Genomic DNA, 24,720 nt, shown 5'->3' on the forward strand with positions numbered 1-24,720 from the left:
CGTCGAGCAGAACGCGCGCCTCGCGCTGCAGGCCGCCGACCGCGGTTACGTGATGGATTCGGGCACGGTCACGATGGAAGGCGATGCGAAGCAGATGCTCGACGATCCGAAGGTGCGCGCCGCGTATCTGGGCGAGTAAGCGAGCGAACGAGCGGGCCCGGTGACGCGCGGCGGCGAATGCCGCGTGCGTCGCACCAGGGCTTTCGAAAGGCTGTCACGGGATGCCGCGACAGCCTTTTTTCTTGTCCGGGCGATTCGTGCCGAACTGTGCGCGCGGACGCGACTCCATTCGAGTGTTGTGCTGCGCATGTGGCGCGGGAACAGGGAGCGCAGGCCGCAGCCTGTCGCCCACAAACCGACACACGGGCCGCGTAGCATCGACGACCCATCGGAACATGGAGAGCACGCATGAGTCTGGACTACGGTTTCGTGAAGGCGAAGGTGACATCGGTGGCGAAGCTGAAGGGCTCGCCGCACGGCAGCGAGATCCAGTACCACATCCACCTGACGCTGGCGCTGCCGTCAGGCGACTGGGATGTCGCGATCAACGTCGGCACCAGCGATGCGGACGACCTGCTGAACTACAAGCTCGTCTACGATTTCCACCATCCCGTCACCGGGACGCTCGCGGCCGCGGCCGAAGGCTACACCGACCTCACGGGGCAGGCCGCGCTGCCCGCGCTCGATTACCTGCGCAGCGACATCCTGAACGAGACGGGCGCGTGGCGCGCGAGTGCGGTGATGGACGGCACCGAGAACCCCGAACCGATCCCGTCGCTGCTGCGGCTCGTGAACACCGCGCAGTCGCAGGGCCTCGACGTCGTCGTGTTCGGCCGTACCTATACGGAAGGCAACGGCATCCACGACACGCACATGAACCAGGGCTCGACGGGCCCGAACTACCTGCATCGCGCGGGCGACGACCACAACGACCACAACGACGTGTGGCAGGACGGTGCGCTGATCGTGCGCGTGAGCGACACACAATGGGCCGCGTATTTCGCGGCGTTCGAGCAGCAGGCCGTGCCGACCGACGCGCTCGGCAATCCGCTGCCGGGCGCGGGGCCGATCACGCGCTCGAACTGACCCGGGCCGCTGCCGGCGGCATCACGCGGCCGGCAGCGTCTTGCCGAACGAGATGCGCTCCTCGACGCGATAACCGAGCGCCGCGTAGAAGCGGCACGCGTCGTCGTTGCCGGGCAGGACCTGCAGGTTGATCTTCAGGCAGCCGCGCGCGGCGAGCGCGCGTTCCGCGTGCGCGATCAGCGCGCGGCCGACGCCGAGCCGACGCGCGTCGTTCGCGACGCCGAACGAGTAGAGCCAGCCGCGATGTCCGTCGAACCCCGCCATCAGCGTGCCGACGACCCGCGCGCCGCTGGTCGCGACGAAGAACAGTTCCGGCTGCGTCGCGAGCTTCAGTTCGATCGATCGCAGCGGATCGCGGTGCGGCGGCGCGCCGGCTTCGTCGTACTGCGGGAACGCGTCGTGCCATACCGCGAGCACGGCATCGGTGTCGGCGCGTTCGAACGGGCGGATCGCGACAGCATCGGCGGCGGCATCCATCGCGGCGGTCTCCTTAGAGCGTGTCGAGGATCGACCGCAGCATCGCCATCATCTGGTCGATTTCCTCGGTCGTCACGTTCAGTGCGGGCATGAAGCGCAGCAGGTTCGGTCGCGCGGCGTTCAGCAGCAGGCCGTCCGGCTGCATGTCGCGCGCCTTCTCGACGATCTGCGGGCCGATGTCCTTGCCGAGCAGCAGCGCGCGCAGCAGGCCTTCACCGCGTTCGCCCTCGAAGCCGCGCTCTTCCGACAGTTCGAGCAGCTTGCGCTTCAGGTATTCGCCGCGTGCGCGCACGCCTTCGAGGAAGCCCGGTGCGACGAGCTGCGAGATCACCGAATAGCCGACCGCCGTCATCAGCGGGTTGCCGTTGTAGGTGCCGCCCTGATCGCCGGCCTCGAATACCGCGACGTCGGCCTTCGACAGCAGCGCGCCGAGCGGCGCGCCGCCACCGATGCCCTTCGCGAGCGTCATGACGTCCGGCTCGATACCGGCGAGTTCGTACGCGAACAGCGTACCCGCGCGACCGCAACCGCTTTGCACTTCATCGACGATCAGCAGCAGGTCGTGCTGTTTCGTCAGCGCGCGCAGCGCCTGCATGAATTCGCGCGTCGCCGGAATCACGCCGCCTTCGCCCTGGATCGGTTCGAGCATCACGGCGACGGTCTTGTCGGTGATCAGCTTCTCGACCGAGTTGATGTCGTTCAGCTCGGCCTTCGGGAAACCCGGCACCTGCGGCGCGTAGATCGTGTCCCAGCCCGGCTTGCCGCTGGCCGACATCGTCGCGAGCGTGCGGCCGTGGAAGCTGTGGTCGAACGTGATGATCTCGTACGCGCCGTTCTTGAACTTGCGGCCCCACTTGCGCGCGAGCTTGATCGCGCCTTCGTTCGCTTCGGCGCCGCTGTTCGTGAAGAACACCTTGTCGAACACGCTGTGCTGCGTGAGCAGGCCCGCGAGCTTCGCCATCGGCTCGTTGTAGAACGCCGGCGACGGGTTCAGCAGCTTCTCGGCCTGCGTTTTCAGTGCCTCGACGATACCGTCGTTGCAGTGGCCGAGGCTGTTGACGGCCCAGCCCTGGATGAAGTCCAGATAGCGCTTGCCCGTGTGATCGTAGAGCCACGAACCCTTGCCGTGCGTAAACACGATGTCGGGGCGGTTCGTGATGTACATCAGCGAGTCGATCGGAAAATCGTTCAGGGGCATGGCAGCAGACTCCAGCGGGCGTTGAAAGGGAAACGGGCAATAAAAAAGCCACGGAAGGCCGTGGCTGGTGGGTCGAACAGCTTGTGCGTAACCGGTGAAGCGGTGCGGGTTACGCGCGAGTCCGTGACGAGCCGGCGGCATCCGGGCGGAGCGGCGAGCGGCGACGTCGAAGGGCGGACAGGAAGCAGTTCATGTGCGCAAGCATAAGGCATCCCGCGCCTCACTGTAAACCGCCGCGATGCCACGGATGTGACACGGCGGCGCGCAGCGAGGGCGCGGGCGCGCCCGGTCCTCAGACCGGATGCGCGAGATCGGCGGCGCTCGTGAACGAGTCCGCGTAGAACTCGTCGGCCGGCAGCGCGTGGTGCTGCGTGAAGTCGCGCTGCGCGGATTCGACCATCACCGGCGCACCGCACGCGTACACCTGGTGGCCCGACAGATCGGGCAGGTCCTCGATCACCGCGCGATGGACGAAGCCCGTGCGGCCCGTCCATTGATCGTCGGCGTCCGGCTCGGAGAGCACCGGCACGTACTTGAAGTTCGGGATCTCGCGCGCCCACTGCTCGGCGAGTTCGGCGAGGTAGATGTCCTTCTTGCGGCGGGCGCCCCAGTAGAGCGTCATCGGGCGCGTGATGCCCGAATGCTTCACGTGCTCGATGATCGCCTTGATCGGCGCGAAGCCCGTGCCCGACGCGAGCAGCACGATCGGCTTGTCGGAATCCTCGCGCAGGAAGAACGTGCCGAGCGGGCCCTCGAAGCGCAGGATGTCGCGCTCCTTCATCGCGCCGAACACGTGGTCGGTGAACTTGCCGCCCGGCATGTGGCGGATGTGCAGCTCGATCGGGCCTTCCTCGTGCGGCGCGTTCGCCATCGAGTAGCTGCGGCGCGAGCCGTCCTTCAGGATGAACTCGACGTACTGGCCTGCGAGGTACTGCAGGCGCTCGTTGGCGGGCAGCTGCAGCTTCACGACCATCACGTCGTCGGCCTTGCGCTCGAGCGCGGCGATCCGGCACGGCAGCTTCTTGACCTGCACGCCGTCGACACCGGCGATTTCACGCACGTCGATTTCGAGATCGCACTGGGCCTTCGAGCAGCACAGCAGCGCGAGGCCGCGCGTGCGTTCGTCGTTGGACAGTGCCGACGCGGCGTGCGGGCCCTGTTCGATCTGGCCCGACACGATCTGGCCCTTGCACGAGCCGCATGCGCCGTTCTTGCAGCCGTACGGCAGATGGACGTTCTGGCGCAGCGCGGCGGCCAGCACGGTTTCGTCCGACTCGACCAGGAATTGCCGGCCGCTTTGCTTGAGAGTGACGTTGAATGCCATAGAACCAAACTAGAACAAAATGTGGGGACCGTGCATGTCGCGCACGGCAGCTACAATGCAAGACCGTTGCGCGTCGCGCGACGGCCGCTACTGATTTCGCAACCAACATGATCGCGACACGAATCCTGCGCCGGCCGCGCGCACTGGTCGTCGGCTGCGGCGACGTCGGCATGCGCTGCGTCGCGCAATGGCGTGACGCGCGCCGCAACCTGCGGATCTTCGCGCTGACGAGCCACCCGGCCCGCCGCGACGAACTGCGCGCCGCAGGCGCGACACCGATCGTCGGCGACCTCGACCGCCGGGCGACGCTCGGCCGCCTCGCGGGCCTTGCCCGCACGATCCTGCATCTCGCGCCGCCGCAGTCCGACGGCCGTGACGACCGGCGTACGCGTGCGCTGATCGCCGCAACGTCCATGCCTGCGCGTCGGCCATCGACGCCGGCGGCACCGGCGGTCGGCCGGCTCCGAACGCTGCGCACCGCTGCGCGGCAGGCCGGTGCACCCGTTCGGGGAGCGCGTATTGTACCCGACGGCCTTCGCGCGCCGAGGCTCGTCTACGCGAGCACGACAGGCGTATACGGCGACTGCGGCGGCGCGCGCATCGACGAAACGCATCCGTTGCGCCCCGCGAATCCGCGCGCGTTCCGGCGCGTGTCGGCGGAGCGGCAGCTGCGTGCGGCGACGGTGCGCGGCATGCTGTCCGCGCGCATCGTGCGCATTCCCGGCATCTACGCGGCGAACCGCCTGCCGGTCGCGCGGCTCGAGCGCGGCACGCCGGCGCTCGAGCCGGCCGACGACGTGTACACGAACCACATCCATGCGGACGATCTCGCGTCGATCCTGCGCCGCGCGGCCGAGCGCGGCAGGCCGGCGCGCGCGGTGCACGCGTCGGACGACAGCGAACTGCGGATGGGAGAGTATTTCGACCGGGTCGCGCAGGTGCTCGGCCTGCCAAGGCCGCCGCGCATCAGTCGCGCGGACGCCGAGCGCCAGCTCGAACCGACGCTGCTGTCGTTCATGCGCGAGTCGCGACGCCTGTCCAACGCACGGCTCAAGGCCGAATTGTGCGTGACGTTGCGGTACCCGACCGTAGACGATTTCCTTCAAACGCTCGCGCCGGGCAGTGCGTCAGGTCAGCGCCGGTAACGCCTCGATCAGCAGGAAGCACAGCAGCGCACCGATCAGCGCGCCAATCAGGTTCGGATGATATTTGTGCTTCATGTGCATCGCGGCCAGCAGGCCGCCGATCACGATGACACCGATGACCGCGAACGCGATCATCATGGACGACAGTTCGAAAGAATGGTTGATGTTCACGATATCTCCCCCTGCATCGCTGCTCTTGCAGCTTGTGATTTCAGTATAGCGGGGGAACCCGCGCCCGAGACGCGGTCGGGCATCGAACGGTCGTGCGGATTTTCCCTTACAGGGTTTTGACGGGATTGCGCAGGGCTGAAAGGTCGGCGTCGTCGAGCCACCGCCACGCGCCCGGTTCGAGATCGCCCGGCAGCGTGAAGCCGCCGATGCTTTCGCGGTGCAGCAACTCGACGCGATTGCTCGCCGCCGCCACCATGCGCTTGACCTGATGGTATTTGCCTTCGAGGACGGTCAGCGCAAGCGCGTGCGTGTCGCGCGCGTCGGCGGCGACGGCCGCGATCGGCTTCGGCTCGCCGTGCAGCTGCACGCCGCTGCGCAGCGCATTCAACTGCGCATCGTCGAGCGGGTGGCGCACGGTCGCGACGTAGGTCTTCGGTACCTTGCGCTTCGGCGACGTGTACGCGTGCACGAACTGGCCGTCGTCGGACAGCAGCAGCAGGCCGGTCGTGTCCTGGTCGAGCCGGCCGACGCACTGCACGCCGCGGGCGACGAGCGGCGCGGGCAGCAGGCTGAACACGCTCGCGTGGTGCTGCGGATCGCGCGAGCACTCGTAGCCGGCCGGCTTGTTGAGCGCGAGATACGCGCGCGCGTGAAACGGCCACGCCGTATCGTCGACCGAGAACACGAGGCCGTCGGTATCGAACGCGGCGTCGGGGTCGGTCGCGGCGGTGCCCGCGACGGCGACGCGACCGGCTTCGATCAGGCCGCGGCACTGGCGGCGCGAGCCGAAGCCCTGGGTGTAGAGAATGCTTTCGAGATCCATAGCGCGCGCATTCTATCAAGCGGCGGCCGATGACCGGCATGAACGCGCATGCGCTGGTAAGCTGCCGGAACGCCGCGCGGGGCGCGGCGCCCGTTCATTCTTCACGGAAAGTCCATGCGTTTCGATTCATTCCCGTTCGGCCGCCAGGCGGCCGCCGTCATCGTGGCCGCGACCGTCTCGTCGGCCGCTTTCGCGCACGCGCATCTCGCGAAGAGCGATCCGGCAGCCGGTGCGACGGTGGCCGCCGCACCGGCTGCCGTCACGATCGATTTCACCGAGCCGCTGGAGCCGGCTTTCAGCTCGATCGTCGTCGTCGACGGCGGCGGCAAGACGGTGTCGGACGGCCGCGCGCGCATCGATGCCTCGAACCGCAAGCGGATGACGGTGCCGCTGACGGCAGCCGGCACCGGTGCCTATACGGTGAAATGGGTGGCCGTCGCGACCGACGGGCACCGCACGCAGGGCGCGTACGGCTTCAGCGTGAAGTGACGCAACGGCGGCGGCAGGCCCGTGCCAGGGTTGTCGTCGCCTTCATCCGACAGGGAGTTTCCCGCATGAATCCGACGACGCTCGACGCACTCGCCGACTTCCCCCGTCAGCTCGAAGCGCATTTCGCGGCCGTTCCGGACGGCTACGCGCGCTGGACGCCCGACGACTGGGCCGGGATCCCGAGCGAGCATTTCTCGCCGCTCGGGCAGCTCTGCCACGTGCGCGACATCGAGATCGACGGCTATCACGTGCGGCTGCGCCGGATGCTCGACGAAGACCGGCCGCTGCTCGAGTCGATCGACGGCGACGCGCTCGCGATCGAGCGCCGCTATGACGACGCGTACGCGTCCGACGTGCTCGCGGCGATTCGCGACGCGCGACGCGAAACGCTGGAGCGGCTGTCGCGCCTCACGCCCGAGCAGTTCGAGCGCACCGGCGAGTTCGACGGCTACGGTTCGCTGACCGTGCGCGGGCTCGTCCACTACCTGTGCAGCCACGACCAGCAGCATCTGGCCGGCATGCAGTGGCTGCTCGGCAAGATCGACGCGGCGCTTTATGCGCGCTGAGGCGGGTGACGGCCGTGCGGCCGCAGGCAGAATCCGGCGCCGCCGTCAGTGCGGCCGACCACCGTGCATCGCTCCGATTGGATCGGTTTTCTGGATAATCCATCCAGCTGCGGCCGGCTGACCGGCGCGTCGCGCGTGCCTACACTCCTAGCTTCGTTCAACGAAAAAAGGAGTCAACCGTGGCAACTCACACGCTCGCAGACAAGGTCGTCCTGATCGCAGGCGGCGCGAAGAATCTCGGTGGCCTGATCGCGCGGGACCTGGCGAGCCACGGCGCGAAGGCGGTGGCGATCCACTACAACAGCGCGGCGTCGCAGGCGCAGGCCGAGGAGACGGCCGCCGCGGTACGCGCGGCCGGCGCGGAAGCCGCCACGTTCCAGGCCGACCTGACCACGGCCGCCGCGGTCGAGAAGCTGTTCGACGACGCGAAGCAGCGCTTCGGCAAGATCGACATCGCGATCAACACGGTCGGCAAGGTGCTGAAGAAGCCGTTCACCGAGATCAGCGAGGCCGAGTACGACGAGATGTTCGCGGTCAACAGCAAGTCGGCGTTCTTCTTCATCAAGGAAGCGGGGCGGCACCTCGAGGATCACGGCAAGCTCGTCACGCTGGTGACGTCGCTGCTCGGCGCGTTCACGCCGTTCTATGCGGCATACGAAGGGTCGAAGGCGCCGGTCGAGCACTTCACGCGCGCGGCGTCGAAGGAGTACGGCGCACGCGGGATCTCGGTGACGGCCGTCGGGCCGGGCCCGATGGATACGCCGTTCTTCTATCCGGCCGAAGGCGCCGACGCGGTCGCGTATCACAAGACGGCCGCCGCGCTGTCGCCGTTCAGCAAGACGGGCCTGACCGACATCGAGGACGTCGTGCCGTTCATCCGTCATCTCGTGACCGACGGCTGGTGGATCACGGGCCAGACGATCCTGATCAACGGCGGCTATACGACGAAGTAACCGGGCCGCTCACGCGTCGCGCGGCGCACGCAATGGCGCGTTTGCGTGGACAATGCACGGGCGTGCAGCCGCGAGGCCGCACGCCCGTTTTCCTTGTGCCGCCGACCTTGCCGCGATGTGCGGCGGCGGGCGGCGACGGTCGTCCGAACCCACGTTCCCTGCCGATGGACAAGCTGGATCAGGTCAGAATCTTCCTGCAGGTTGCCGAAATGGGCAGCTTCATCAAGGCCGCGCATGCGCTCGACATGCCGCGCGCGACCGTGTCGGCGGCCGTCCAGCAGCTCGAGACGGGGCTCGGCACGCGCCTCCTGCATCGCACGACGCGCCAGGTGCAGCTCACTGCCGACGGCGCGCTGCTGCTCGACCGCGGCCGGCGCCTGCTTGCGGAAGCCGACGAACTCGACCGCCTGTTTCGCCGCCGCGACCGCGAGGTCGTCGGACGGCTGAACGTCGACGTGCCGAGCCGGATCGCCCGCCGCGTCATCGCGCCCGCGCTGCCGTCGCTGTTTCGTCGCTACCCGAAGCTGCAACTGTCGCTCGGCTCGACCGACCGCTCGATCGACCTCGTGCAGGAAGGCGTCGACTGCGCGATCCGCGTCGGGCGGCTCGCGGACAGCAGCCTCGTCGTGCGGCCGCTCGGGCAGTTCACGCTGATCAACTGCGCAAGCCCCGACTACCTGCGCGAATGCGGCGTGCCCGAGCATCCGGATGCGCTCGCGCACGGGCACTGGGCGATCGGCTATGCGTCGCCGACGACGGGGCGCGAACTCGGGTGGGAATACTGCGCGGACGGCCAGCGGCGTACGCTGACGCTGCCGAGCCGCGTGATCGTCAACAACGCGGAAACCTATATCGCCGGCTGCATTGCCGGCATGGGGCTGATCCAGATTCCGCGGTTCGACGTCGAGCATCTGCTGGAAAGCGGCGTGCTCGTCGACGTGATGCCGGGCCACCGCGCCGAGCCGATGGACGTGTCGGCCGTGTATCCGCACCGCCGGCACCGCTCGCGCCGGCTCAATGCGTTCATCGAGTGGTTCGGCGCGTTGATGGCGGATGCGCTGACGGGGACGGCGGCCGGACCGGGCGCGGACGGCGACTGACCGGAGCGGCGGCCGCGCACGTTTCAATCGTCCGGCGCCGCGAACTGCCTGCCGCGCCCGGCGTCGCGCACCGCGTCGATCAACGCGGCGCCGGGGCCGTCGGGTTTCGCCGAGAACGCGTAGAAGCGCGCGGCCGGCAGCGCGGGCAGGCCGTCCTGCGGCCCGCATTCGCGCAGGCCGTCGCGCAGCTGGCTGCGCGCGAGCGCCGTGACCGCGAAGCCGGCGAGCGCGGCCGACACGCAGCCGGCCATGCTGCTGCTCTCGAACAGCACGCGGAACGGCCGCAGCGCGGCGGCGAGCGCTGCGACGGCCGCTTCCCGATAGACGCACGGCTGCGGAAACAGCGCGAGCGGCACTTCGCCGCCCGCGTCGAGCGCGCGGTCCGACGCGAAGGCCCACACGAGCGGCTCTTCCCACAGCAATTCACCCGGCGTGTCGACCTGCCGGCACTGCTTGCCGAATACGACATCGAGCCGGCCGAGCATCTGTTCGCGCAGCAGCGATGCGGTGATCCCAACCTTCAGCTCGATCGACGTCCGCGGATGGCGGTCGCGGAACGTGCGCAGCACGTGCGGCAGCCACGCGCCGGCGAAGTCCTCCGACGCGCCGACCCGCAGCGGCCCATGCGCCGGCGCGCCGCGCAGCCGCGCGCGCACTTCGCGCTCCATGTCGACGATGTTGCGCGCGTACGCGTACAGCGTGTCGCCGGCCGGCGTGAGCGCGATACGGCGCGTCGTGCGCGCGATCAGCACGGTGCCGGCCGCCTGTTCGAGTCGCTTGATGTGACCGCTGACGGCCGACGGCGTCAGCGCGAGACGGTCGGCGGCCGGCGCGAACCCGCGGTTGTCGACGACTTCGAGAAAGGTGCGCAGCAGCGTGATGTCGAGCGCGGTCGATGCGGGGTCGGTCAGCGGTTCCATCGGTCGATTCAACGCAAAATTCAAGGAATAGATCATGATACTCCGTGAATCGTGATGAAAGGCCGGCCTACCATCGTGCGCTCAGGCTGACTCGACGGAGTGCACGATGACGACTTATGCGCATGCGACGACCGCGTCGCTCGATATTGGCTATCTCGAATGGAACCCGCGCGGCGAGCGCGTGGCCGTGCTGCTGCACGGCTGGCCGGACAGCGCGGTCGGCTGGGAGCCGGTGGCCGCGTCGCTCGCCGCACGCGGCTACCGCGTGCTGGCGCCCGCGCTGCGCGGCTTTGCGCCGACGCGTTTTCGCGATGCAACTGTGCCGCGCAGCGGCCAGCTCGCGGCGCTCGGCCGCGACTTGCTCGAATTCATCGACGTGCTCGGCGTCGAGCGGCCCGTGCTGGTCGGGCACGACTGGGGCGCCCGCGCGGCGGCGAACGCGTGCGGGTTGCGCGACGGTGCCGCGTCGCATCTCGTGATGCTGTCGGTCGGGTACGGTACCAACGATCCCGGCCAGCCGCTGTCGCTGCAGCAGGCGCGCAACTACTGGTATCACTGGTTCATGGCGACGCCGCGCGGCGAGCAGGCGCTGCGCGACGACCGCCGCGCGTTCACGCGCCTGATGTGGGACACGTGGTCGCCGCCCGGCTGGTATCGCGACAGCGATTTCGACGCGGCAGCCGCCGCGTTCGACGGACCCGACTGGATCGACGTCGTGCTGCATTCGTACCGGCATCGCTGGGGCTTCGCGCCGGGCACGCCGGCCTACGCCGACGACGACGCGCGGCTGAACCCGGCGCCCGTGCTGGCGGTGCCGACGCTCGTGCTGCATGGCGGTGCGGACACCTGCAATCATCCGGACAGCTCGGCCGGGCGCGAACGGTTCTTCGCCGGCCGCTACGCGCGGCAGCTCCTCGACTCGGTCGGGCACTTTCCGCAACGCGAGGCGCCGGCGGCCGTCGCGGACGCGATCCTGCGGTTCTGCGAGCGCGACTGAACGCACGGCTGTCCAGGCCGGTCATTCGGTGCGGTGTGGAATGTCGTCCGGGAACGGGTAGGGCGCATGCGGCCCCGGCCAGTCGGGTACGGGCGGCTCGCGGAGCAGGTCGCATCCGCCCAGCAGGATCGACAGCAGCGCGGCGAGCGCACCGACGCGAAGCGGGATTGAAACGACGCGCCTGGACATGGCTTGCCTCCTCCGTGCTGCGTTCCCTGATGATGCTTGGACTGTCGCGGGAGGGCGCGCGTTGCGGCCGGCATCGCGTGCGGCCAAAACAAAAAACCCGCGAAGCGGCGAGCTTGCGCGGGTTTCGACGGTGCAGCGCATGACGCTGCGAAAGACTGGTGCCCAGGGCCGGAATCGAACCGGCACGCCTTGCGGCGGGGGATTTTGAGTCCCCTGCGTCTACCAATTTCACCACCTGGGCTTGTTCCAGACCGCGCAGCCAGTGCGCGGCGAAAGGCGGATTATGGCGGAAATCCGGATGTCGGGCAAGCCGCCCGGTCATTCAGCCGCAAGTCACTGGCTCAGGTAGACGAACCGGCCCTGCTTCACGATCCCCATCACGCTTGCGCGCTGATCCAGCCCCACATGATCCTTGTCGCTCGTGTTGACGACGCCGTTCGGCACGACGAGCTCGTGCGCGCGTTCGAGCTCGTGCCGCAACGCCGCGCGGAACGCGGGCGTGCCGGGCTGCGCGGCCTTCAGCGCGCGGCCGACCGCGTCGGCGAGGCGCGGGTAGACGCCCGCAGCGTCGCCCGCGAACTGCGTGACCGTGCCGGCGCCGTACTTCGCTTCGTACGCGTCGACGAACGCGAGCGCGGCCTTGCGGGCCGGATGGTCGGCCGGCAACGTGCGCGCGACGACCACCGGCTGGGTCGGGAACAGCGTGCCGTCGACGTCCTTGCCGCCGAGCTTGATGAATTCCGGCGTCGCGATGCCGTGCGTCTGGTAGATCGGGCCCTTGTAGCCGCGCTCGATCAGCGTGCGCTGCGGCAGCACGGTCGGCGTGCCGGCACCCGCGATCAGGATCGCGTCGGGCTTCGCCGCGATCAGCTTCAGCGCCTGGCCCGTGACGCTCGCGTCGGTGCGGTTGAAGCGCTCGGTCGCGATGACGCGGATCTTGCGCAGGTCGGCGAAGCGCGTGAATTCGTTCAGCCAGCTGTCGCCGTAGCTGTCCGCGAAGCCGATGAAGCCGACCGTCTTCACGCCGTGGTTCACCATGTAGCGCGTCATCACGTCGGCCATCGCGCGGTCGCTCTGCGCCATCTTGAAGGCCCAGGTCCGCGCGCCTTCCTGCGGCTCGACGATCGAGCCGGAGCCGACCAGCGTGATCATCGGCGTCTGCGCGGCGGCCACCGGATCGAGCGCCGCGAGCGCGGCCGGCGTGATGTTCGGCCCGACCACGACGTCGACGTGATCCTCGTCGACCAGCTTGCGGATGTTGCGCACCGCGGTACCGGGATCGGACGCGTCGTCGAGCACCGTCACCTGCACGGGCTGCCCGGCGATCGTCTTCGGCCACATCAGGATCGCGTTCTTGCTCGTGATGCCGATCGCGGCGGCCGAGCCGGTCGACGACAGGTCGACGCCGACCTTCAGGTCGGCATGCGCGGCCGCGCAGGCCAGCACGAGGGCGGCGCCGGCGGCGCGGCGCAACAGGGCGGGAAGCGTCATGCGGGAATCTCCGTCGGGCAGCAAAAAGGGGCGCGACAGGCGCCCCTGTATATATACAGGCCGGTCAAAGCTCGTACGATTCGGATTCGCCCTTGAGCGCCTGCTCGATCAGCTTGCGGTTCAGCGTCGGCGACAGCAGCTCGACGAGCGTATACACATAGCTGCGCAGGTAGGCGCCCTGCTTGAGCGCGACGCGCGTCACGTTGCTGCCGAACAGGTGGCCGACCGGGATCAGCCGCAGGTTGCGGTCGCGCTCCGGGTTGAACGCGATGTCGGCCATGATGCCGACGCCGAGACCGAGTTCGACGTAGGTCTTGATCACGTCGGCGTCGATCGCCTCCAGCACGATGTCCGGCGACAGCCCGCGCAGCGCGAACGCGTGATTGATCTTCTTGCGGCCCGCGAACGCGTCGTCGTAGGTGATCAGCGGGTACTGCGCGAGATCGTCGAGCGTCGGCGGCTTGCGTTCGAGCAGCGGATGGTCGGCCGGCACGACGGCCGCGTGGTGCCACTGGAAGCAGGGCAGCGACACGAGCTCCTTGTAGTCGGAGATCGCCTCGGTCGCGATTGCGAGATCGGCCTGGTCGTGGATCACCATCTCGGCCACCTGCGTCGGGCTGCCTTGCAGGATCGACAGGTGCACCTTCGGGAAGCGCTTCTTGAATTCGGCGATCGCGGCCGGCAGCGAGTAACGGGCCTGCGTGTGGGTTGCGGCGATGGTCAGGTTGCCCTGATCCTGTGCGGCATAATCCTTTCCGACCCTTTTAAGACTTTCAACCTCCTGCAGGATCCGCTCGACCGACGCGAGGATGATCCTGCCCGGCTCGGTGAGCGAGCGCACGCGCTTGCCGTGCCGCGTGAAGATCTCGACGCCGAGCTCGTCCTCGAGCTCGATGATCGCCTTCGATACCCCCGGTTGGGACGTGTAGAGCGCCTTCGCGGCCTCGGTGAGGTTGAAATTCTGCCGGACGGCCTCGCGCACGAAGCGAAATTGGTGCAGGTTCATTTATAACCCTTCCGCATATCAACAGAATTTTTTAGTCGTTTGAAATATAAGGCGAGTTTATTACGATTCACCGGAGTTTTTCAAATATGGATATCTGTTTTCGTCATTAGCAATCCATCCGCCAGCGGATGGGGGCGGTGACGGCGGAACGGAGATTCGGGCGCGACGTGGCTAGGACGTCGCGCGGTCACCACGAAAACCCTGGGGTCCCCGAATGTATCAGTACGACCAATACGACCAGACGATCGTCGACGAGCGTGTCGCGCAGTACCGCGATCAGGTGCGCCGCCGGCTGTCGGGCGAGTTGAGCGAAGAAGAATTCCGTCCGCTGCGCCTGCAGAACGGCCTGTACATGCAGCGCCACGCGTACATGCACCGCATCGCGATTCCGTACGGCAACCTGCGCAGCGACCAGCTCCGGATGCTGGCGCGCATCGCCCGCGAACACGACCGCGGCTACGGCCACTTCTCGACCCGCTCGAACATCCAGTTCAACTGGATCGAGCTGGAAGACACGCCCGAGATCCTCGCGAAGCTCGCGTCGGTGCAGATGCACGGCATCCAGACGTCGGGCAACTGCATCCGCAACATCACGGCCGACCAGTTCGCCGGCGTCGCGCAGGACGAAGAGATCGATCCGCGCCCGTGGTCCGAGATCCTGCGCCAGTGGTCGACGTTCCATCCCGAATTCGCGTGGCTGCCGCGCAAGTTCAAGATCGCGGTGTCGGGCTCGAAGCATGACCGCGCGGCCGTGCAGATCCACGACCTCGGCGTGTACCTGAAGAAGAACGCGCAGGGCGAGGTGGTCGCGAGCATCCTCGCGGGCGGCGGCCTCGGCCGTACGCCGATCGTCGGCGCGGTGATCAAGGAAGACCTGCCGTGGCAGCACCTGCTCACCTACTGCGAAGCCGTGCTGCGCGTGTACAACCGCTACGGCCGCCGCGACAACCTGTACAAGGCGCGGATCAAGATCCTCGTGAAGGCGCTGTCGCCGGCGAAGTTCGCGCAGCAGGTCGAGGAAGAGTGGCAGCACCTGAAGGACGGCCCGTCGACGCTCACGCAGGCCGAGCTCGACCGTGTGTCGCAGTACTTCACGCCGCCGGTCTACGAGAAGCTGGCCGATACCGACGCATCGTTCGAACAGCATCTGCTCGAGAACAAGGCGTTCGCGCGCTGGGTCGAGCGTAACGTCGCGCCGCACAAGGTGGCCGGCTATGCAGCCGTCACGCTGTCGCTGAAGGATCACCGCGTGGCGCCGGGCGACGCGACCGACGCGCAGATGGACCTGGTGGCCGACTGGGCCGACGCGTACTCGTTCGGCGAGCTGCGCGTGTCGCACGAGCAGAACCTGATTCTCGCGAACGTGAAGAAGCGCGACCTGTTCGAGCTGTGGGAAAAGGCGAAGGCGGCCGGTTTCGCGACGCCGAACATCGGCCTCCTGACCGACATCATCGCGTGCCCGGGCGGCGACTTCTGCTCGCTCGCGAACGCGAAGTCGATCCCGATCGCGCTGGCGATCCAGCAGCGTTTCGACGATCTGGACTATGTGTACGACCTCGGCGACCTGTCGCTGAACATTTCCGGTTGCATGAACTCGTGCGGTCACCACCACGTCGGCAACATCGGCATCCTCGGCGTCGACAAGGACGGCGCCGAGTGGTACCAGGTGTCGCTCGGCGGCGAGCAGGGCACGGGCCGCAACGGCGCGCGCCTCGGCCGCGTGATCGGGCCGTCGTTCTCGGCGGACGAAGTGCCGGACGTGATCGCGAAGCTGATCGACACGTTCGTCGAGGCACGCATCGACGGCGAGCGCTTCGTCGACACGTACGACCGCATCGGCATCGCGCCGTTCAAGGAGCGCGTGTATGCGGCGCGCCAGGCAGTGAACGCGTAACCAACCGGGTACAAGGAATTTGCAGATGGCTTCGATTATCAAGAACCGCGCAGTGATCGACGACGCATGGCAGGTCGTGCGCGCGGCGCAAGACGGTGCGCTGCCCGCGGTCGACGCATTGCCGGCCGGCAAGGTGCTGGTGCCGTTCGCGTTGTGGCAGGCCGAGCGCGCGGCGCTCGTCGCCGCGAAGACGAAGGACGAACTCGGCGTGTGGCTCGCGCCGGACAGCGAGCCGGCCGACCTCGTGGCCGACTTCGGCGCGATTGCGCTGATCGCCGTCGATTTCCCGCGCTTCGCGGACGGCCGCGGCTACAGCATCGCGCGCCTGCTGCGCGAGCGCCACGGCTGGACGGGCGAGCTGCGCGCGATCGGCGACGTGCTGCGCGACCAGCTGCTGTACATGTCGCGTTGCGGCTTCGACGCATTCGCGGTGCGCGCCGACAAGGACATCCACGACGCGCTGAACGCGTTCACGGAATTCACGCAGCGTTACCAGGGCGCGTTCGACGAACCGGTGCCGCTGTTCCGCCGCCGCGCGGCCGACGCGAAGGTGAGCGCATGAGTGCCGCCACCGCGCTGACGCCGGAACTCGCCGCGAAGGTCGAGCGCCTCGACGCGCTGCTCGCCCAGATCGGCGCTCGTCACGACAAGGTGAAGTTCGCGAGCAGCCTCGCGGCGGAAGACATGCTGCTCACGCACGCGATCCTGTCGAAGGGCGTGTCGATCGGCATCTTCTCGCTGAATACGGGCCGCCTGCACGCGGAAACGCTCGGCATGATCGACCGCGTGCGCGAGCGCTACGGCTACGAGATCGAGCAATTCCACCCGCAGCAGGACGCGGTCGACCAGTATGTGGCAGAGCATGGCCTGAACGCGTTCTACGAGAGCGTCGAGCTGCGCAAGTCGTGCTGCCACATCCGCAAGGTCGAGCCGCTGAACCGCGCGCTGGCCGACGTCGGCGCGTGGGTCACCGGCCAGCGCCGCGAGCAGTCGGTCACGCGGGCCGAGCTGCACGAGGAAGAACAGGACGAAGCGCGCGGGATCGCGAAGTACAACCCGCTGGCCGACTGGACGGAAGCCGACGTGTGGGCGTACCTTGATGCGTTTGACGTGCCGGTCAACCCGCTGCATGCTCGCGGCTACCCGAGCATCGGCTGCGAGCCGTGCACGCGGGCGATCCGTCCCGGCGAGGACAGCCGCGCGGGCCGCTGGTGGTGGGAATCGCGCGATACGAAGGAATGCGGCCTGCACATCACGATCACGCCGATTCCTGCGGAAGCCGAAACCGGCGCCGCGCACTGAAAGCCCGACAAGAAACTGAATATTGCGCCGCCTGCGACAGCAGGCGGCACGAACCCAGAAGAGAAGGACTGAAATCATGAGCACGACGCTCGAGCAATCCGCCTTTGCCCCGGCCACCGGTGCGGACAGCCGCATGGGCCACCTCGACTGGCTCGAAGCCGAGTCGATCCACATCCTGCGCGAGCTGGTTGCCGAGTGCAGCAAGCCGGCGCTGCTGTTCTCGGGCGGCAAGGATTCGGTCGTCGTGCTGCATCTGGCCCTGAAAGCGTTCGGCCTCGGCGCGAACCGCAAGACGACGCTGCCGTTCCCGCTCGTGCACATCGACACGGGCCACAACTACGAGGAAGTGATCGACTTCCGCGACCGCCGCGCGCAGGAACTGGGCGCCGAGCTGGTCGTCGGTCACGTCGAGGATTCGATCAAGCGCGGCACGGTCGTGCTGCGCCGCGAAACCGATTCGCGCAACGCCGCACAGGCCGTCACGCTGCTCGAGACGATCGAAGCGCACGGCTACACCGCGCTGATCGGCGGCGCGCGCCGCGACGAAGAGAAGGCGCGGGCGAAGGAACGCATCTTCTCGTTCCGCGACGAATTCGGCCAGTGGGATCCGAAGGCGCAGCGCCCGGAACTGTGGAGCCTGTACAACGCCCGCCTGCACAAGGGCGAGCACCTGCGCGTGTTCCCGATCTCGAACTGGACCGAACTCGACGTGTGGCAGTACATCGCACGCGAAAACCTCGAACTGCCGTCGATCTACTACGCGCACCAGCGCGAGATCGTGCGCCGCAACGGGCTGCTCGTGCCCGTCACGCCGCTCACGCCGATGCGTGACGGCGAGTCGAGCGAGCTCGCGCAGGTGCGTTTCCGCACGGTCGGCGACATCAGCTGCACGTGCCCGGTCGAGAGCGACGCGGACGACGTCGAGAAGATCATCGCCGAGACGGCGGTGACCGAGATCACCGAGCGCGGCGCGACCCGGATGGACGACCAGGCCTCCGAAGCCGCGATGGAACAGCGCAAGAAGCAAGGTTATTTCTGAAGCACACGAGGACATTCACATCATGAGCATCATCGAGAACACCGAAGACCTCGGCGTGTTGCGTTTCATCACCGCAGGCAGCGTCGACGACGGCAAGAGCACGCTGATCGGCCGCCTGCTGTACGACAGCAAGGCCGTGCTGTCCGACCAGCTGTCCGCGCTGTCGCGTGCGAAGAACAAGCGCACGGTCGGCGACGAGCTCGACCTCGCGCTGCTGACCGACGGGCTGGAAGCCGAGCGCGAGCAGGGCATCACGATCGACGTCGCGTACCGCTATTTCGCGACCGCGAAGCGCAAGTTCATCATTGCCGATACGCCGGGCCACGAGCAGTACACGCGCAACATGGTGACCGGCGCGTCGACCGCGCACGCGGCGATCATCCTGATCGACGCGACGCGCGTCACGATCGAGAACGGCGTCGCGGAACTGCTGCCGCAGACCAAGCGGCACAGCGCGATCGTCAAGCTGCTCGGGCTGCAGCACGTGATCGTCGCGATCAACAAGATGGACCTCGTCGATCACAGCGAAGCACGCTTCAACGAGATTCGCGACGCGTACGTCACGCTCGCGAAGCAGCTCGGCCTGACCGGCGTGCGCTTCGTGCCGGTGTCGGCGCTGAAAGGCGACAACATCGTCGGCGCGAGCGAGCGCATGCCGTGGTACGCAGGCGAGCCGCTCCTCGACCTGCTCGAGTCGCTGCCGGTCGAGACGCAGGCGCATGACGCGCTGCGCTTCCCGGTGCAGTGGGTCGCGCGCCAGGACGGCAGTTCGGCCGACGATTTCCGCGGCTACATGGGCCGGATCGAATCGGGCGAAGTGAAGGTCGGCGACGAAATCGTCGTGCTGCCGTCGAACCGCCCGGCGACGGTCGCCGAGATCGTCGCGCCGGTGCCGGGCGGCACCGCGTCGGTCGCGCACGCGTTCGCGGGCCAGACGGTGACGATCCGCCTCGCCGAGGATGTCGACGTGTCGCGCGGCGACATGTTCGTCACGACCGCCGAGCCGGTCGAGCCGGCCAAGAAGCTCGAGGCCGACCTGTGCTGGTTCGACGAGACGCCGCTGTCGCCGCAGCGCAAGTACCTGCTGAAGCAGACCACGAGCACGGTGTTCGCGAAGGTCGGCGCGGTCAAGCAGGTGCTCGACGTGCATACGTTGTCGCACGCCACCGACCGCCACGACCTGAAGATGAACGACATCGGCCGCGTCGCGCTGACGCTGCAGAAGCCGATCGTCTGCGATACCTACGATGCGCATCCGGGCACGGGCGCGTTCGTCCTGATCGACGAAGCGACGCACCACACGGTCGCCGCCGGCATGATCCGGGCGTTCTCGGCGTAATCGTCAATCTGCGCGGCACACCGCGTCGCCGTACGGCGGCGCGGGCCGCAGCAAACGTCCGCACGGACGAAGCGAAGCGACAAACATGGGCAAGGTGTATCTGATCGGAGCAGGACCAGGCGCGGCGGACCTCATCACGGTGCGCGGCGCGCGCCTGCTCGCGCAGGCCGACGTCGTGCTGCACGACGCGCTCGTCGAGCCCGCGATGCTCGACTACGCGCCGAACGCGCACCGGATCGCGGTCGGCAAGCGCTGCGGGCAACGCTCGACCGCTCAGCACTTCATCAACAAGCAGATCGTCGACGCGGCGCGCGAGCACGCGTGCGTCGTGCGGCTGAAGGGCGGCGATCCGATGCTGTTCGGCCGCGCGGAAGAGGAAATGCGCGCGCTCGAGGCGGCCGGCATCGACTACGAGGTCGTGCCGGGCATCACCGCGGCGCTGGCCGGCGCGGCGACGCTCAAGCGTTCGCTGACGTTGCGCGGCGTGTCGCGCAGCGTCGCGTTCGCGACGCACAGCCGCGCGCCGGGCAGCGACGAAATCCGCGAAGCCGCGCGTGCCGATTCGATCGTCTACTACATGGGCCGCGACAGCGCGCCCGGCATCGCGCAGGAGCTGATCGACGCCGGCCGTGCGCCGGCGACGCCCGTCGCGATCGTCGAGGCGTGCAGCACCGCGCGCGAGCGCTCGCTGACGCTGACGCTCGAGCAGATGGCCGCAGGCGACGCGCAGGCGTGGCTCGATCCCGCGGAACCGAGCCTGCTGATGATCGGCGATGCGTTTGCCGAGCGCGCCCGGCAGGTGAAAGGTGATCCGATGCGCAATGCCGCCTGAGGGCGGCTCGACTGCAGTCCGAAACGAAAAAAGCGCTGGCGGATGCCGGCGCTTTTTCTTTATGTGCGGGGACTACGCGGCTTACGCGTTGCTGTCGAGCTGGTCGATGCAGTAGCGGGCGATCGCGTCGAGCACGCCGTCGTCTTCACCGACGGCCGTCGCGCAACGGATCTCGACGGCGGGATGGGCGGCGCGGCACGCATCGACGAGCTGCGGCAGGTCGCGGCGGACATGGCCGCCCTGACCGAAGAACACGGGCACGACGGTGATGCGCGTGCAGCCGGCGGCGACTTGCGCGGCGACGGCGTCGGCGAGCGACGGCGTCATCAGTTCGAGAAACGCGAGCGACACGTGCGGGGCAGGGGAGCCGGCGCCGCGCAGCCGCGCGGCGAGCCGCTCGAACGGCTCGGCCCAGCGCGGATCGCGGGCGCCGTGGCCGAACAGGACGATGCCGTGCGAGCTCATGTCGAAGCCTCCGTCGTCACGCGGCACTCAGTGCCGGTCGACCCACTTGAGCGCGAACAGGCCGAGCGCGAGATAGATCAGGCCCGGGGTCGCCGCGGTGAGCGGCGCGGGCCACGTGTTCAGCGTGCCGATGTGCGAGAACAGCGTATTGAGCAGCTGGAAGCTCATGCCGAGCATGATACCGCCGAACACCTTCACGCCGACCACGCCCGCACGCGTATGCAGGTACGCGAACGGCAGCGACAGCACGAGCATCACGAACACCGCGAACGGATACAGCAGCTTGCGCCACAGCGCGATGTCGTAGCGCTGCGTGTCCTGCTGGTTCTCGCGCAAGTGCTGGATGTAGCGGAACAGGTTGATGATCGACATGCGCTCCGGCGACACGAGCAGCACCGACAGGATCTGCGGCGTCAGGTCCGAACGCAGCCGGTATTCGGGCAGCGACACCTGCTGCGACCGGTACACGGGGTTCAGCGCGTCGGCCGGCTGGCCGCTGATCGGCTTGATCGGCGTGAGTTCCGTCTCGGAGACGCCCTTCAGCAGCCAGTGGCCGGGCGGCTCGTAGCGGCCCGTCTGCGCGATCCGCACGTTCTGCAGCTGGAACTTCGAGTCGAATTCGTAGATGCGCACGTTGCTGATCGTCGAGTCGGGCGACAGGCTGCCGACGTTGACGAAGCGCGTGACTTGCTCGCCGTTTTCGCGTGCCGCGAGCGTGTCCTTCACCCACACGCCCGACTGGAAGTTCGACGACACCGACGCGCCGAGCGCCTGCAGCCGCACGCGTTCGGACAGCTGGTCGGCGTACGGGCCGACGAATTCGCCGATCAGGTAGGTGATGATCACGAGCGGCACGCCGATCTTCAGCAGCGAGCGCAGTGCCTGGTTGGTCGCGAGGCCCGACACGCGGAAGATCGTGAATTCCGAGTTCGCGGCCATCTGCGCGAACACGTAGATCGCGCTGATCAGCGCGGCGACCGGGATGATCTCGTAGAAGCGCGACGGCGTCTGCAGCGCGACGCGCAGCACCGCGTAGCCGAACTTGTAGTTCCCGTGCCCGACCGAATTCAGTTCGCTGATCAGGTCGAAGAAGAAGAACAGGCCCGAGAACGCGAACAGGATGAAGACGAACGTGATGTAGATCTGCCGTGCGAAGTACTTTTCATAGAGCCGCATCGATCATGCTCCCGAGCGGCCGAACAGCGCGCGTGTCAACAACGGACGATTGCGCACGCGCAACCAGAAGATCACGGCGACGATCGCCGCGACGAGCGCATGCAGGCCGACCAGGCCGACGCCGAACGACATCTTGCCCTGCTCGATCTGCGCCTGCACGACGTTCAGCAGGTTCGAGTACGTGAGGTAGATCAGCACGGCCATCACGAGGTTGATCGTGCGACTGCGGCGCGGGTTCTGGTACGACAGCGGAATGCCGAGCACCATCAGGTTGATCGCGATCAGCGGCAGCCCCGCGCGCCACGCGAATTCCGCGAGGTTGTCGCGCGTCGGGTTGCGCAGCAGGTCGAGCGTCGGCGTGCTGTTGGTGGTCGGTACGTTGGTGACCGGGGTGCTCGTGATCTTCACGCCGTAGCGCTCGAACTCCATGATCTTGAAGTTCGGCTGGCCGGGCGTGCCGTCGTAGCGGCGGCCGTCCTCCAGGACGACGAAGCGGCTGCCGTCGTGCGTTTCCGTGTGACCCGTCTGCGACACGACCACGTTGACCTTGCCGTTCTCGGTCGACGTGACGAACACGTTCTGCACCTTGCTCTGGTCGGGCGTCATCTTCTCGATGAAGAACACGCGGTGGTTCGTGGCCGACTCGCGGAACTGGCCCGGCGCGAGCAGCGAGATCTCGTCGCGCTGCTGGAAACGCGCCTTGATCATCTTGCTCTGCTGGTTCGACCACGGCCAGCCGACGAACGCGAAGAACGCGATCAGCAGGACGATCGGCGTGGCGAACACGCCGATCGGCTTGATGAGGCGCGTGAGGCTCACGCCCGACGCGAGCCAGACGACCATTTCGGAGTCCCGGTACCACCGGGTCAGCACGAACAGGATCGACACGAACAGCGTGACGACGAGCATCACGGCGAGGTAGCCGATCACGGTCAGGCCGATCAGCACGAGCACGTCCCGCGGATCGATTTCACCGGACGCGGCATAGCCGACGATGCGGATCATCATCGTCGTGAGCATGATCGTGAGCAGCACCATGAACACGGCGCCAGCCGTATACGCAAGCTCGCGCTGGAGGGAGCGTTCGAAGATCATTCTTGATGAGAAGAGGGCGGGAGGCTGCGCACGCGTGGTGGAGCGCTCGCGCCGCCACGGGAAAAATAGCGGATAATTGCGGCTTTCATCCTTAGCCCAGATTTTATCCGAGGACAAGCGCGATGGACTTTAGCATAAAAGGCTGTGATTGGAGCAAAGGCGAGGCCAAGGGGTTCCTGACCGGGAAGTCCGACTGCATCGTGCTCGGCATCTTCGAGGCGCAGACGCTTTCGGGCGCGGCGCTCGACATCGACACGGCCACCAAGGGGCTCATTTCGCGCGTGGTGAAGGCCGGCGACATGGACGGCAAGCGCGGCAAGACGCTGTTCCTGCACGAAGTGTCGGGCATCGGCGCATCGCGCGTGCTGCTCGTCGGCCTCGGCAAGCAGGATGCTTTCAATCAGAAAGCCTATAACGACGCGGTGACGGCCGCGTGGCGCGCACTGCTCGCGACCAAGGTCGTCCAGGTCACGTTCTCGCTCGCGCAGCTGCCGGTCGACGAGCGCAGCTCCGACTGGGGCGTGCGTGCCGCGATTCTCGCGCTGCGCAACGAGACCTACCGCTTCACGCAGATGAAGAGCAAGCCGGAACCGGCGTCGCACACGCTCAAGCGTGTCGTGTTCAGCGTCGACCCGGCCGACGAGAAGGCTGCAAAGGTCGCCGTCAAGCAGGCTGTCGCGCTCGCGAACGGGATGGATCTGACCCGCGATCTCGGCAACCTGCCCGGCAACGTCTGCACGCCGACCTACCTCGGCAACATCGCGAAGAAGATCGCGAAGGATTGGGGCCTGAAGGCCGAAGTCCTCGGGCTCAAGCAGATCCAGGCGCTGAAGATGGGCTCGTTCCTGTCGGTCGCGCGTGCGTCGGTCGAGCCGCCGCAGTTCATCGTGCTGCACTACCAGGGCGCCGCCGCGAAGGCCGCGCCGGTCGTGCTGGTCGGCAAGGGCATCACGTTCGACACGGGCGGCATCTCGCTGAAGCCGGGCGAAGGCATGGACGAGATGAAGTACGACATGTGCGGCGCGGGTTCCGTGCTCGGCACGATGCGTGCGGTCGCCGAAATGGGCCTGAAGATCAACGTCGTCGCGATCGTGCCGACCTGCGAGAACATGCCGGGCGGCAACGCGACGAAGCCGGGCGACATCGTCACCAGCATGAAGGGCCTGACGATCGAAGTGCTGAACACCGACGCCGAAGGCCGCCTGATCCTGTGCGACGCGCTCACCTATGCCGAGCGCTTCAAGCCGGCGGCGGTGATCGACGTCGCGACGCTGACGGGTGCGTGCGTGATCGCGCTGGGCGGCCACAACAGCGGCCTGTTCTCGACCAACGACGCGCTCGCGGGCGAGCTGCTCGACGCATCGCGCGAAGCGAACGACCCGGCATGGCGCATGCCGCTCGACGACGAGTACCAGGACCAGCTGAAGTCGAACTTCGCGGATCTCGCGAACATCGGCGGGCGTCCGGCCGGCGCCGTGACGGCCGCGTGCTTCCTGTCGCGCTTCACCGAGAGCTATCCGTGGGCCCACCTCGACATCGCCGGTACCGCATGGAAGGGTGGTGCGGCGAAGGGCGCGACGGGCCGTCCGGTGCCGTTGCTCGCGCAGTTCCTGATCGACCGCGCCGGCCAGTGATGGCGGTGC

The 24,720-nt window shown here is 67.6% G+C and carries 26 protein-coding genes, 1 tRNA gene and 1 pseudogene; 15 read left to right on the top strand and 13 right to left on the bottom strand.

Going from position 1 to position 24,720, the window contains the following annotated elements; genetic code table 11:
• A pseudogene (locus tag U5798_RS33615) lies at window positions 1–139 on the top strand (ABC transporter ATP-binding protein); the annotation flags it as partial.
• 269 nt (window positions 140–408) lie between these two features.
• Entirely contained in the window at window positions 409–1,086 is a 678-nt protein-coding gene (locus U5798_RS33620) for a DUF2278 family protein (protein WP_322084521.1), read from the top strand.
• A gap of 21 nt (window positions 1,087–1,107) precedes the next feature.
• On the opposite strand, the gene U5798_RS33625 is transcribed toward U5798_RS33620, so the two are convergent.
• From U5798_RS33625 to U5798_RS33635, 3 genes are all read right to left on the bottom strand, one after another.
• A complete protein-coding gene (locus U5798_RS33625) occupies window positions 1,108–1,563 on the bottom strand; it encodes a GNAT family acetyltransferase (RefSeq protein WP_322084522.1) in 456 nt (151 codons plus the stop codon).
• Between the two features lie 13 nt (window positions 1,564–1,576).
• Window positions 1,577–2,761 (bottom strand): acetylornithine transaminase, encoded by a 1,185-nt coding sequence (locus tag U5798_RS33630; protein ID WP_124456193.1) that lies wholly within the window; start codon window positions 2,759–2,761, stop codon window positions 1,577–1,579.
• A 292-nt stretch (window positions 2,762–3,053) separates the two neighbouring features.
• Window positions 3,054–4,085, bottom strand: a complete 1,032-nt coding sequence (locus tag U5798_RS33635; protein WP_124456192.1) for a CDP-6-deoxy-delta-3,4-glucoseen reductase — start codon at window positions 4,083–4,085, stop codon at window positions 3,054–3,056.
• Between the two features lie 107 nt (window positions 4,086–4,192).
• On the opposite strand from U5798_RS33635, the gene U5798_RS33640 reads away from it, so the two are divergent.
• Window positions 4,193–5,230, top strand: coding sequence for an NAD-dependent epimerase/dehydratase family protein (locus tag U5798_RS33640; protein WP_322084523.1), 1,038 nt, complete (start codon window positions 4,193–4,195; stop codon window positions 5,228–5,230).
• Here the strand turns inward: U5798_RS33640 and U5798_RS33645 are convergent.
• Window positions 5,213–5,401 (bottom strand): hypothetical protein, encoded by a 189-nt coding sequence (locus tag U5798_RS33645; protein ID WP_124456190.1) that lies wholly within the window; start codon window positions 5,399–5,401, stop codon window positions 5,213–5,215. The two genes, U5798_RS33640 and U5798_RS33645, sit on opposite strands and share 18 nt — an antisense overlap.
• 106 nt (window positions 5,402–5,507) lie before the next feature.
• A complete protein-coding gene (locus U5798_RS33650) occupies window positions 5,508–6,224 on the bottom strand; it encodes a 16S rRNA pseudouridine(516) synthase (protein WP_322084524.1) in 717 nt (238 codons plus the stop codon).
• Window positions 6,225–6,338: 114 nt separating this feature from the next.
• Between U5798_RS33650 and copC the strand changes: the two genes are divergently transcribed.
• The 4 genes from copC to U5798_RS33670 all read left to right on the top strand — a co-directional run bounded on the left by copC (window position 6,339) and on the right by U5798_RS33670 (window position 9,332).
• Entirely contained in the window at window positions 6,339–6,713 is a 375-nt protein-coding gene (copC, locus tag U5798_RS33655) for a copper homeostasis periplasmic binding protein CopC (RefSeq protein ID WP_322084525.1), read from the top strand.
• A 65-nt stretch (window positions 6,714–6,778) separates the two neighbouring features.
• The gene (locus U5798_RS33660) at window positions 6,779–7,279 is read left to right on the top strand and encodes a DinB family protein (protein WP_124456187.1); all 501 of its coding nucleotides are present in this window, start codon (window positions 6,779–6,781) and stop codon (window positions 7,277–7,279) included.
• A 179-nt stretch (window positions 7,280–7,458) separates the two neighbouring features.
• Window positions 7,459–8,232: an SDR family oxidoreductase gene (locus U5798_RS33665; RefSeq protein WP_124456186.1), complete on the top strand. Its 774-nt coding sequence runs from the start codon at window positions 7,459–7,461 to the stop codon at window positions 8,230–8,232.
• Window positions 8,233–8,396: 164 nt separating this feature from the next.
• On the top strand, window positions 8,397–9,332 hold the full coding sequence (locus tag U5798_RS33670) for a LysR family transcriptional regulator (RefSeq protein ID WP_322084526.1): 936 nt from the start codon (window positions 8,397–8,399) through the stop codon (window positions 9,330–9,332).
• A 23-nt stretch (window positions 9,333–9,355) separates the two neighbouring features.
• Here the strand turns inward: U5798_RS33670 and U5798_RS33675 are convergent, their stop codons facing one another.
• Window positions 9,356–10,252: a LysR family transcriptional regulator gene (locus U5798_RS33675; protein ID WP_322084527.1), complete on the bottom strand. Its 897-nt coding sequence runs from the start codon at window positions 10,250–10,252 to the stop codon at window positions 9,356–9,358.
• A gap of 106 nt (window positions 10,253–10,358) precedes the next feature.
• Here U5798_RS33675 and U5798_RS33680 point away from each other — a divergent pair, with 106 nt between their 5' ends.
• Window positions 10,359–11,249 carry an alpha/beta hydrolase gene (locus tag U5798_RS33680; protein ID WP_322084528.1) on the top strand — a complete coding sequence of 297 codons (891 nt, stop codon included), beginning with the start codon at window positions 10,359–10,361 and terminating at the stop codon, window positions 11,247–11,249.
• Window positions 11,250–11,270: 21 nt separating this feature from the next.
• Here U5798_RS33680 and U5798_RS33685 read toward each other — a convergent pair whose 3' ends face one another.
• The 4 genes from U5798_RS33685 to U5798_RS33700 all read right to left on the bottom strand — a co-directional run bounded on the left by U5798_RS33685 (window position 11,271) and on the right by U5798_RS33700 (window position 13,935).
• Window positions 11,271–11,438 carry a hypothetical protein gene (locus U5798_RS33685; RefSeq protein WP_185658263.1) on the bottom strand — a complete coding sequence of 56 codons (168 nt, stop codon included), beginning with the start codon at window positions 11,436–11,438 and terminating at the stop codon, window positions 11,271–11,273.
• A gap of 156 nt (window positions 11,439–11,594) precedes the next feature.
• Window positions 11,595–11,679: transfer RNA gene (locus tag U5798_RS33690), tRNA-Leu, on the bottom strand.
• A gap of 92 nt (window positions 11,680–11,771) precedes the next feature.
• Window positions 11,772–12,929, bottom strand: coding sequence for an ABC transporter substrate-binding protein (locus U5798_RS33695; protein WP_322084529.1), 1,158 nt, complete (start codon window positions 12,927–12,929; stop codon window positions 11,772–11,774).
• Window positions 12,930–12,993: 64 nt separating this feature from the next.
• Window positions 12,994–13,935, bottom strand: coding sequence for a CysB family HTH-type transcriptional regulator (locus U5798_RS33700; protein ID WP_034186287.1), 942 nt, complete (start codon window positions 13,933–13,935; stop codon window positions 12,994–12,996).
• A 214-nt stretch (window positions 13,936–14,149) separates the two neighbouring features.
• On the opposite strand from U5798_RS33700, the gene U5798_RS33705 reads away from it, so the two are divergent.
• The 6 genes from U5798_RS33705 to cobA all read left to right on the top strand — a co-directional run bounded on the left by U5798_RS33705 (window position 14,150) and on the right by cobA (window position 20,341).
• A complete protein-coding gene (locus U5798_RS33705; RefSeq protein WP_124456181.1) occupies window positions 14,150–15,829 on the top strand; it encodes a nitrite/sulfite reductase in 1,680 nt (559 codons plus the stop codon).
• Between the two features lie 25 nt (window positions 15,830–15,854).
• On the top strand, window positions 15,855–16,391 hold the full coding sequence (locus tag U5798_RS33710; RefSeq protein WP_322084530.1) for a DUF934 domain-containing protein: 537 nt from the start codon (window positions 15,855–15,857) through the stop codon (window positions 16,389–16,391).
• Complete coding sequence (locus tag U5798_RS33715) at window positions 16,388–17,131, top strand: phosphoadenylyl-sulfate reductase (RefSeq protein WP_124456179.1); 744 nt, start codon at window positions 16,388–16,390, stop codon at window positions 17,129–17,131. The genes U5798_RS33710 and U5798_RS33715 overlap by 4 nt, the downstream gene beginning before the upstream one ends.
• A gap of 76 nt (window positions 17,132–17,207) precedes the next feature.
• Window positions 17,208–18,170, top strand: coding sequence for a sulfate adenylyltransferase subunit CysD (gene cysD / locus U5798_RS33720; RefSeq protein ID WP_124456178.1), 963 nt, complete (start codon window positions 17,208–17,210; stop codon window positions 18,168–18,170).
• Between the two features lie 22 nt (window positions 18,171–18,192).
• Window positions 18,193–19,509, top strand: coding sequence for a sulfate adenylyltransferase subunit 1 (locus U5798_RS33725; protein WP_322084531.1), 1,317 nt, complete (start codon window positions 18,193–18,195; stop codon window positions 19,507–19,509).
• Between the two features lie 85 nt (window positions 19,510–19,594).
• Window positions 19,595–20,341, top strand: coding sequence for a uroporphyrinogen-III C-methyltransferase (gene cobA, locus U5798_RS33730; protein ID WP_124456176.1), 747 nt, complete (start codon window positions 19,595–19,597; stop codon window positions 20,339–20,341).
• Window positions 20,342–20,422: 81 nt separating this feature from the next.
• Here the strand turns inward: cobA and U5798_RS33735 are convergent, their stop codons facing one another.
• Genes U5798_RS33735 through lptF form a run of 3 tightly spaced genes read right to left on the bottom strand, consistent with a single transcriptional unit; the run spans window position 20,423 to window position 23,077 of the window.
• Complete coding sequence (locus U5798_RS33735; protein WP_322084532.1) at window positions 20,423–20,806, bottom strand: CbiX/SirB N-terminal domain-containing protein; 384 nt, start codon at window positions 20,804–20,806, stop codon at window positions 20,423–20,425.
• 27 nt (window positions 20,807–20,833) lie between these two features.
• Window positions 20,834–21,982: an LPS export ABC transporter permease LptG gene (lptG, locus tag U5798_RS33740; RefSeq protein WP_124456174.1), complete on the bottom strand. Its 1,149-nt coding sequence runs from the start codon at window positions 21,980–21,982 to the stop codon at window positions 20,834–20,836.
• 3 nt (window positions 21,983–21,985) lie between these two features.
• Window positions 21,986–23,077: an LPS export ABC transporter permease LptF gene (gene lptF / locus U5798_RS33745; protein WP_124456173.1), complete on the bottom strand. Its 1,092-nt coding sequence runs from the start codon at window positions 23,075–23,077 to the stop codon at window positions 21,986–21,988.
• 122 nt (window positions 23,078–23,199) lie between these two features.
• On the opposite strand from lptF, the gene U5798_RS33750 reads away from it, so the two are divergent.
• Window positions 23,200–24,711, top strand: coding sequence for a leucyl aminopeptidase (locus U5798_RS33750; protein ID WP_322084533.1), 1,512 nt, complete (start codon window positions 23,200–23,202; stop codon window positions 24,709–24,711).
• Window positions 24,712–24,720: the final 9 nt, after the last annotated feature.

This window comes from Burkholderia sp. BCC1972 (assembly GCF_905339605.1).
GTDB lineage: Bacteria > Pseudomonadota > Gammaproteobacteria > Burkholderiales > Burkholderiaceae > Burkholderia.

Excerpts from the sequence above, each read along its gene's own strand:
- U5798_RS33620 (WP_322084521.1), top strand. The coding sequence starts at position 409 with ATGAGTCTGGACTACGGTTTCGTGAAGGCGAAGGTGACATCGGTGGCG.
- U5798_RS33625 (WP_322084522.1), bottom strand. The coding sequence starts at position 1,563 with ATGGATGCCGCCGCCGATGCTGTCGCGATCCGCCCGTTCGAACGCGCC.
- U5798_RS33630 (WP_124456193.1), bottom strand. The coding sequence starts at position 2,761 with ATGCCCCTGAACGATTTTCCGATCGACTCGCTGATGTACATCACGAAC.
- U5798_RS33635 (WP_124456192.1), bottom strand. The coding sequence starts at position 4,085 with ATGGCATTCAACGTCACTCTCAAGCAAAGCGGCCGGCAATTCCTGGTC.
- U5798_RS33640 (WP_322084523.1), top strand. The coding sequence starts at position 4,193 with ATGATCGCGACACGAATCCTGCGCCGGCCGCGCGCACTGGTCGTCGGC.
- U5798_RS33650 (WP_322084524.1), bottom strand. The coding sequence starts at position 6,224 with ATGGATCTCGAAAGCATTCTCTACACCCAGGGCTTCGGCTCGCGCCGC.
- copC (WP_322084525.1), top strand. The coding sequence starts at position 6,339 with ATGCGTTTCGATTCATTCCCGTTCGGCCGCCAGGCGGCCGCCGTCATC.
- U5798_RS33660 (WP_124456187.1), top strand. The coding sequence starts at position 6,779 with ATGAATCCGACGACGCTCGACGCACTCGCCGACTTCCCCCGTCAGCTC.
- U5798_RS33670 (WP_322084526.1), top strand. The coding sequence starts at position 8,397 with ATGGACAAGCTGGATCAGGTCAGAATCTTCCTGCAGGTTGCCGAAATG.
- U5798_RS33675 (WP_322084527.1), bottom strand. The coding sequence starts at position 10,252 with ATGGAACCGCTGACCGACCCCGCATCGACCGCGCTCGACATCACGCTG.
- U5798_RS33680 (WP_322084528.1), top strand. The coding sequence starts at position 10,359 with ATGACGACTTATGCGCATGCGACGACCGCGTCGCTCGATATTGGCTAT.
- U5798_RS33685 (WP_185658263.1), bottom strand. The coding sequence starts at position 11,438 with ATGTCCAGGCGCGTCGTTTCAATCCCGCTTCGCGTCGGTGCGCTCGCC.
- U5798_RS33695 (WP_322084529.1), bottom strand. The coding sequence starts at position 12,929 with ATGACGCTTCCCGCCCTGTTGCGCCGCGCCGCCGGCGCCGCCCTCGTG.
- U5798_RS33700 (WP_034186287.1), bottom strand. The coding sequence starts at position 13,935 with ATGAACCTGCACCAATTTCGCTTCGTGCGCGAGGCCGTCCGGCAGAAT.
- U5798_RS33705 (WP_124456181.1), top strand. The coding sequence starts at position 14,150 with ATGTATCAGTACGACCAATACGACCAGACGATCGTCGACGAGCGTGTC.
- U5798_RS33710 (WP_322084530.1), top strand. The coding sequence starts at position 15,855 with ATGGCTTCGATTATCAAGAACCGCGCAGTGATCGACGACGCATGGCAG.
- U5798_RS33715 (WP_124456179.1), top strand. The coding sequence starts at position 16,388 with ATGAGTGCCGCCACCGCGCTGACGCCGGAACTCGCCGCGAAGGTCGAG.
- cysD (WP_124456178.1), top strand. The coding sequence starts at position 17,208 with ATGAGCACGACGCTCGAGCAATCCGCCTTTGCCCCGGCCACCGGTGCG.
- U5798_RS33725 (WP_322084531.1), top strand. The coding sequence starts at position 18,193 with ATGAGCATCATCGAGAACACCGAAGACCTCGGCGTGTTGCGTTTCATC.
- cobA (WP_124456176.1), top strand. The coding sequence starts at position 19,595 with ATGGGCAAGGTGTATCTGATCGGAGCAGGACCAGGCGCGGCGGACCTC.
- U5798_RS33735 (WP_322084532.1), bottom strand. The coding sequence starts at position 20,806 with ATGAGCTCGCACGGCATCGTCCTGTTCGGCCACGGCGCCCGCGATCCG.
- lptG (WP_124456174.1), bottom strand. The coding sequence starts at position 21,982 with ATGCGGCTCTATGAAAAGTACTTCGCACGGCAGATCTACATCACGTTC.
- lptF (WP_124456173.1), bottom strand. The coding sequence starts at position 23,077 with ATGATCTTCGAACGCTCCCTCCAGCGCGAGCTTGCGTATACGGCTGGC.
- U5798_RS33750 (WP_322084533.1), top strand. The coding sequence starts at position 23,200 with ATGGACTTTAGCATAAAAGGCTGTGATTGGAGCAAAGGCGAGGCCAAG.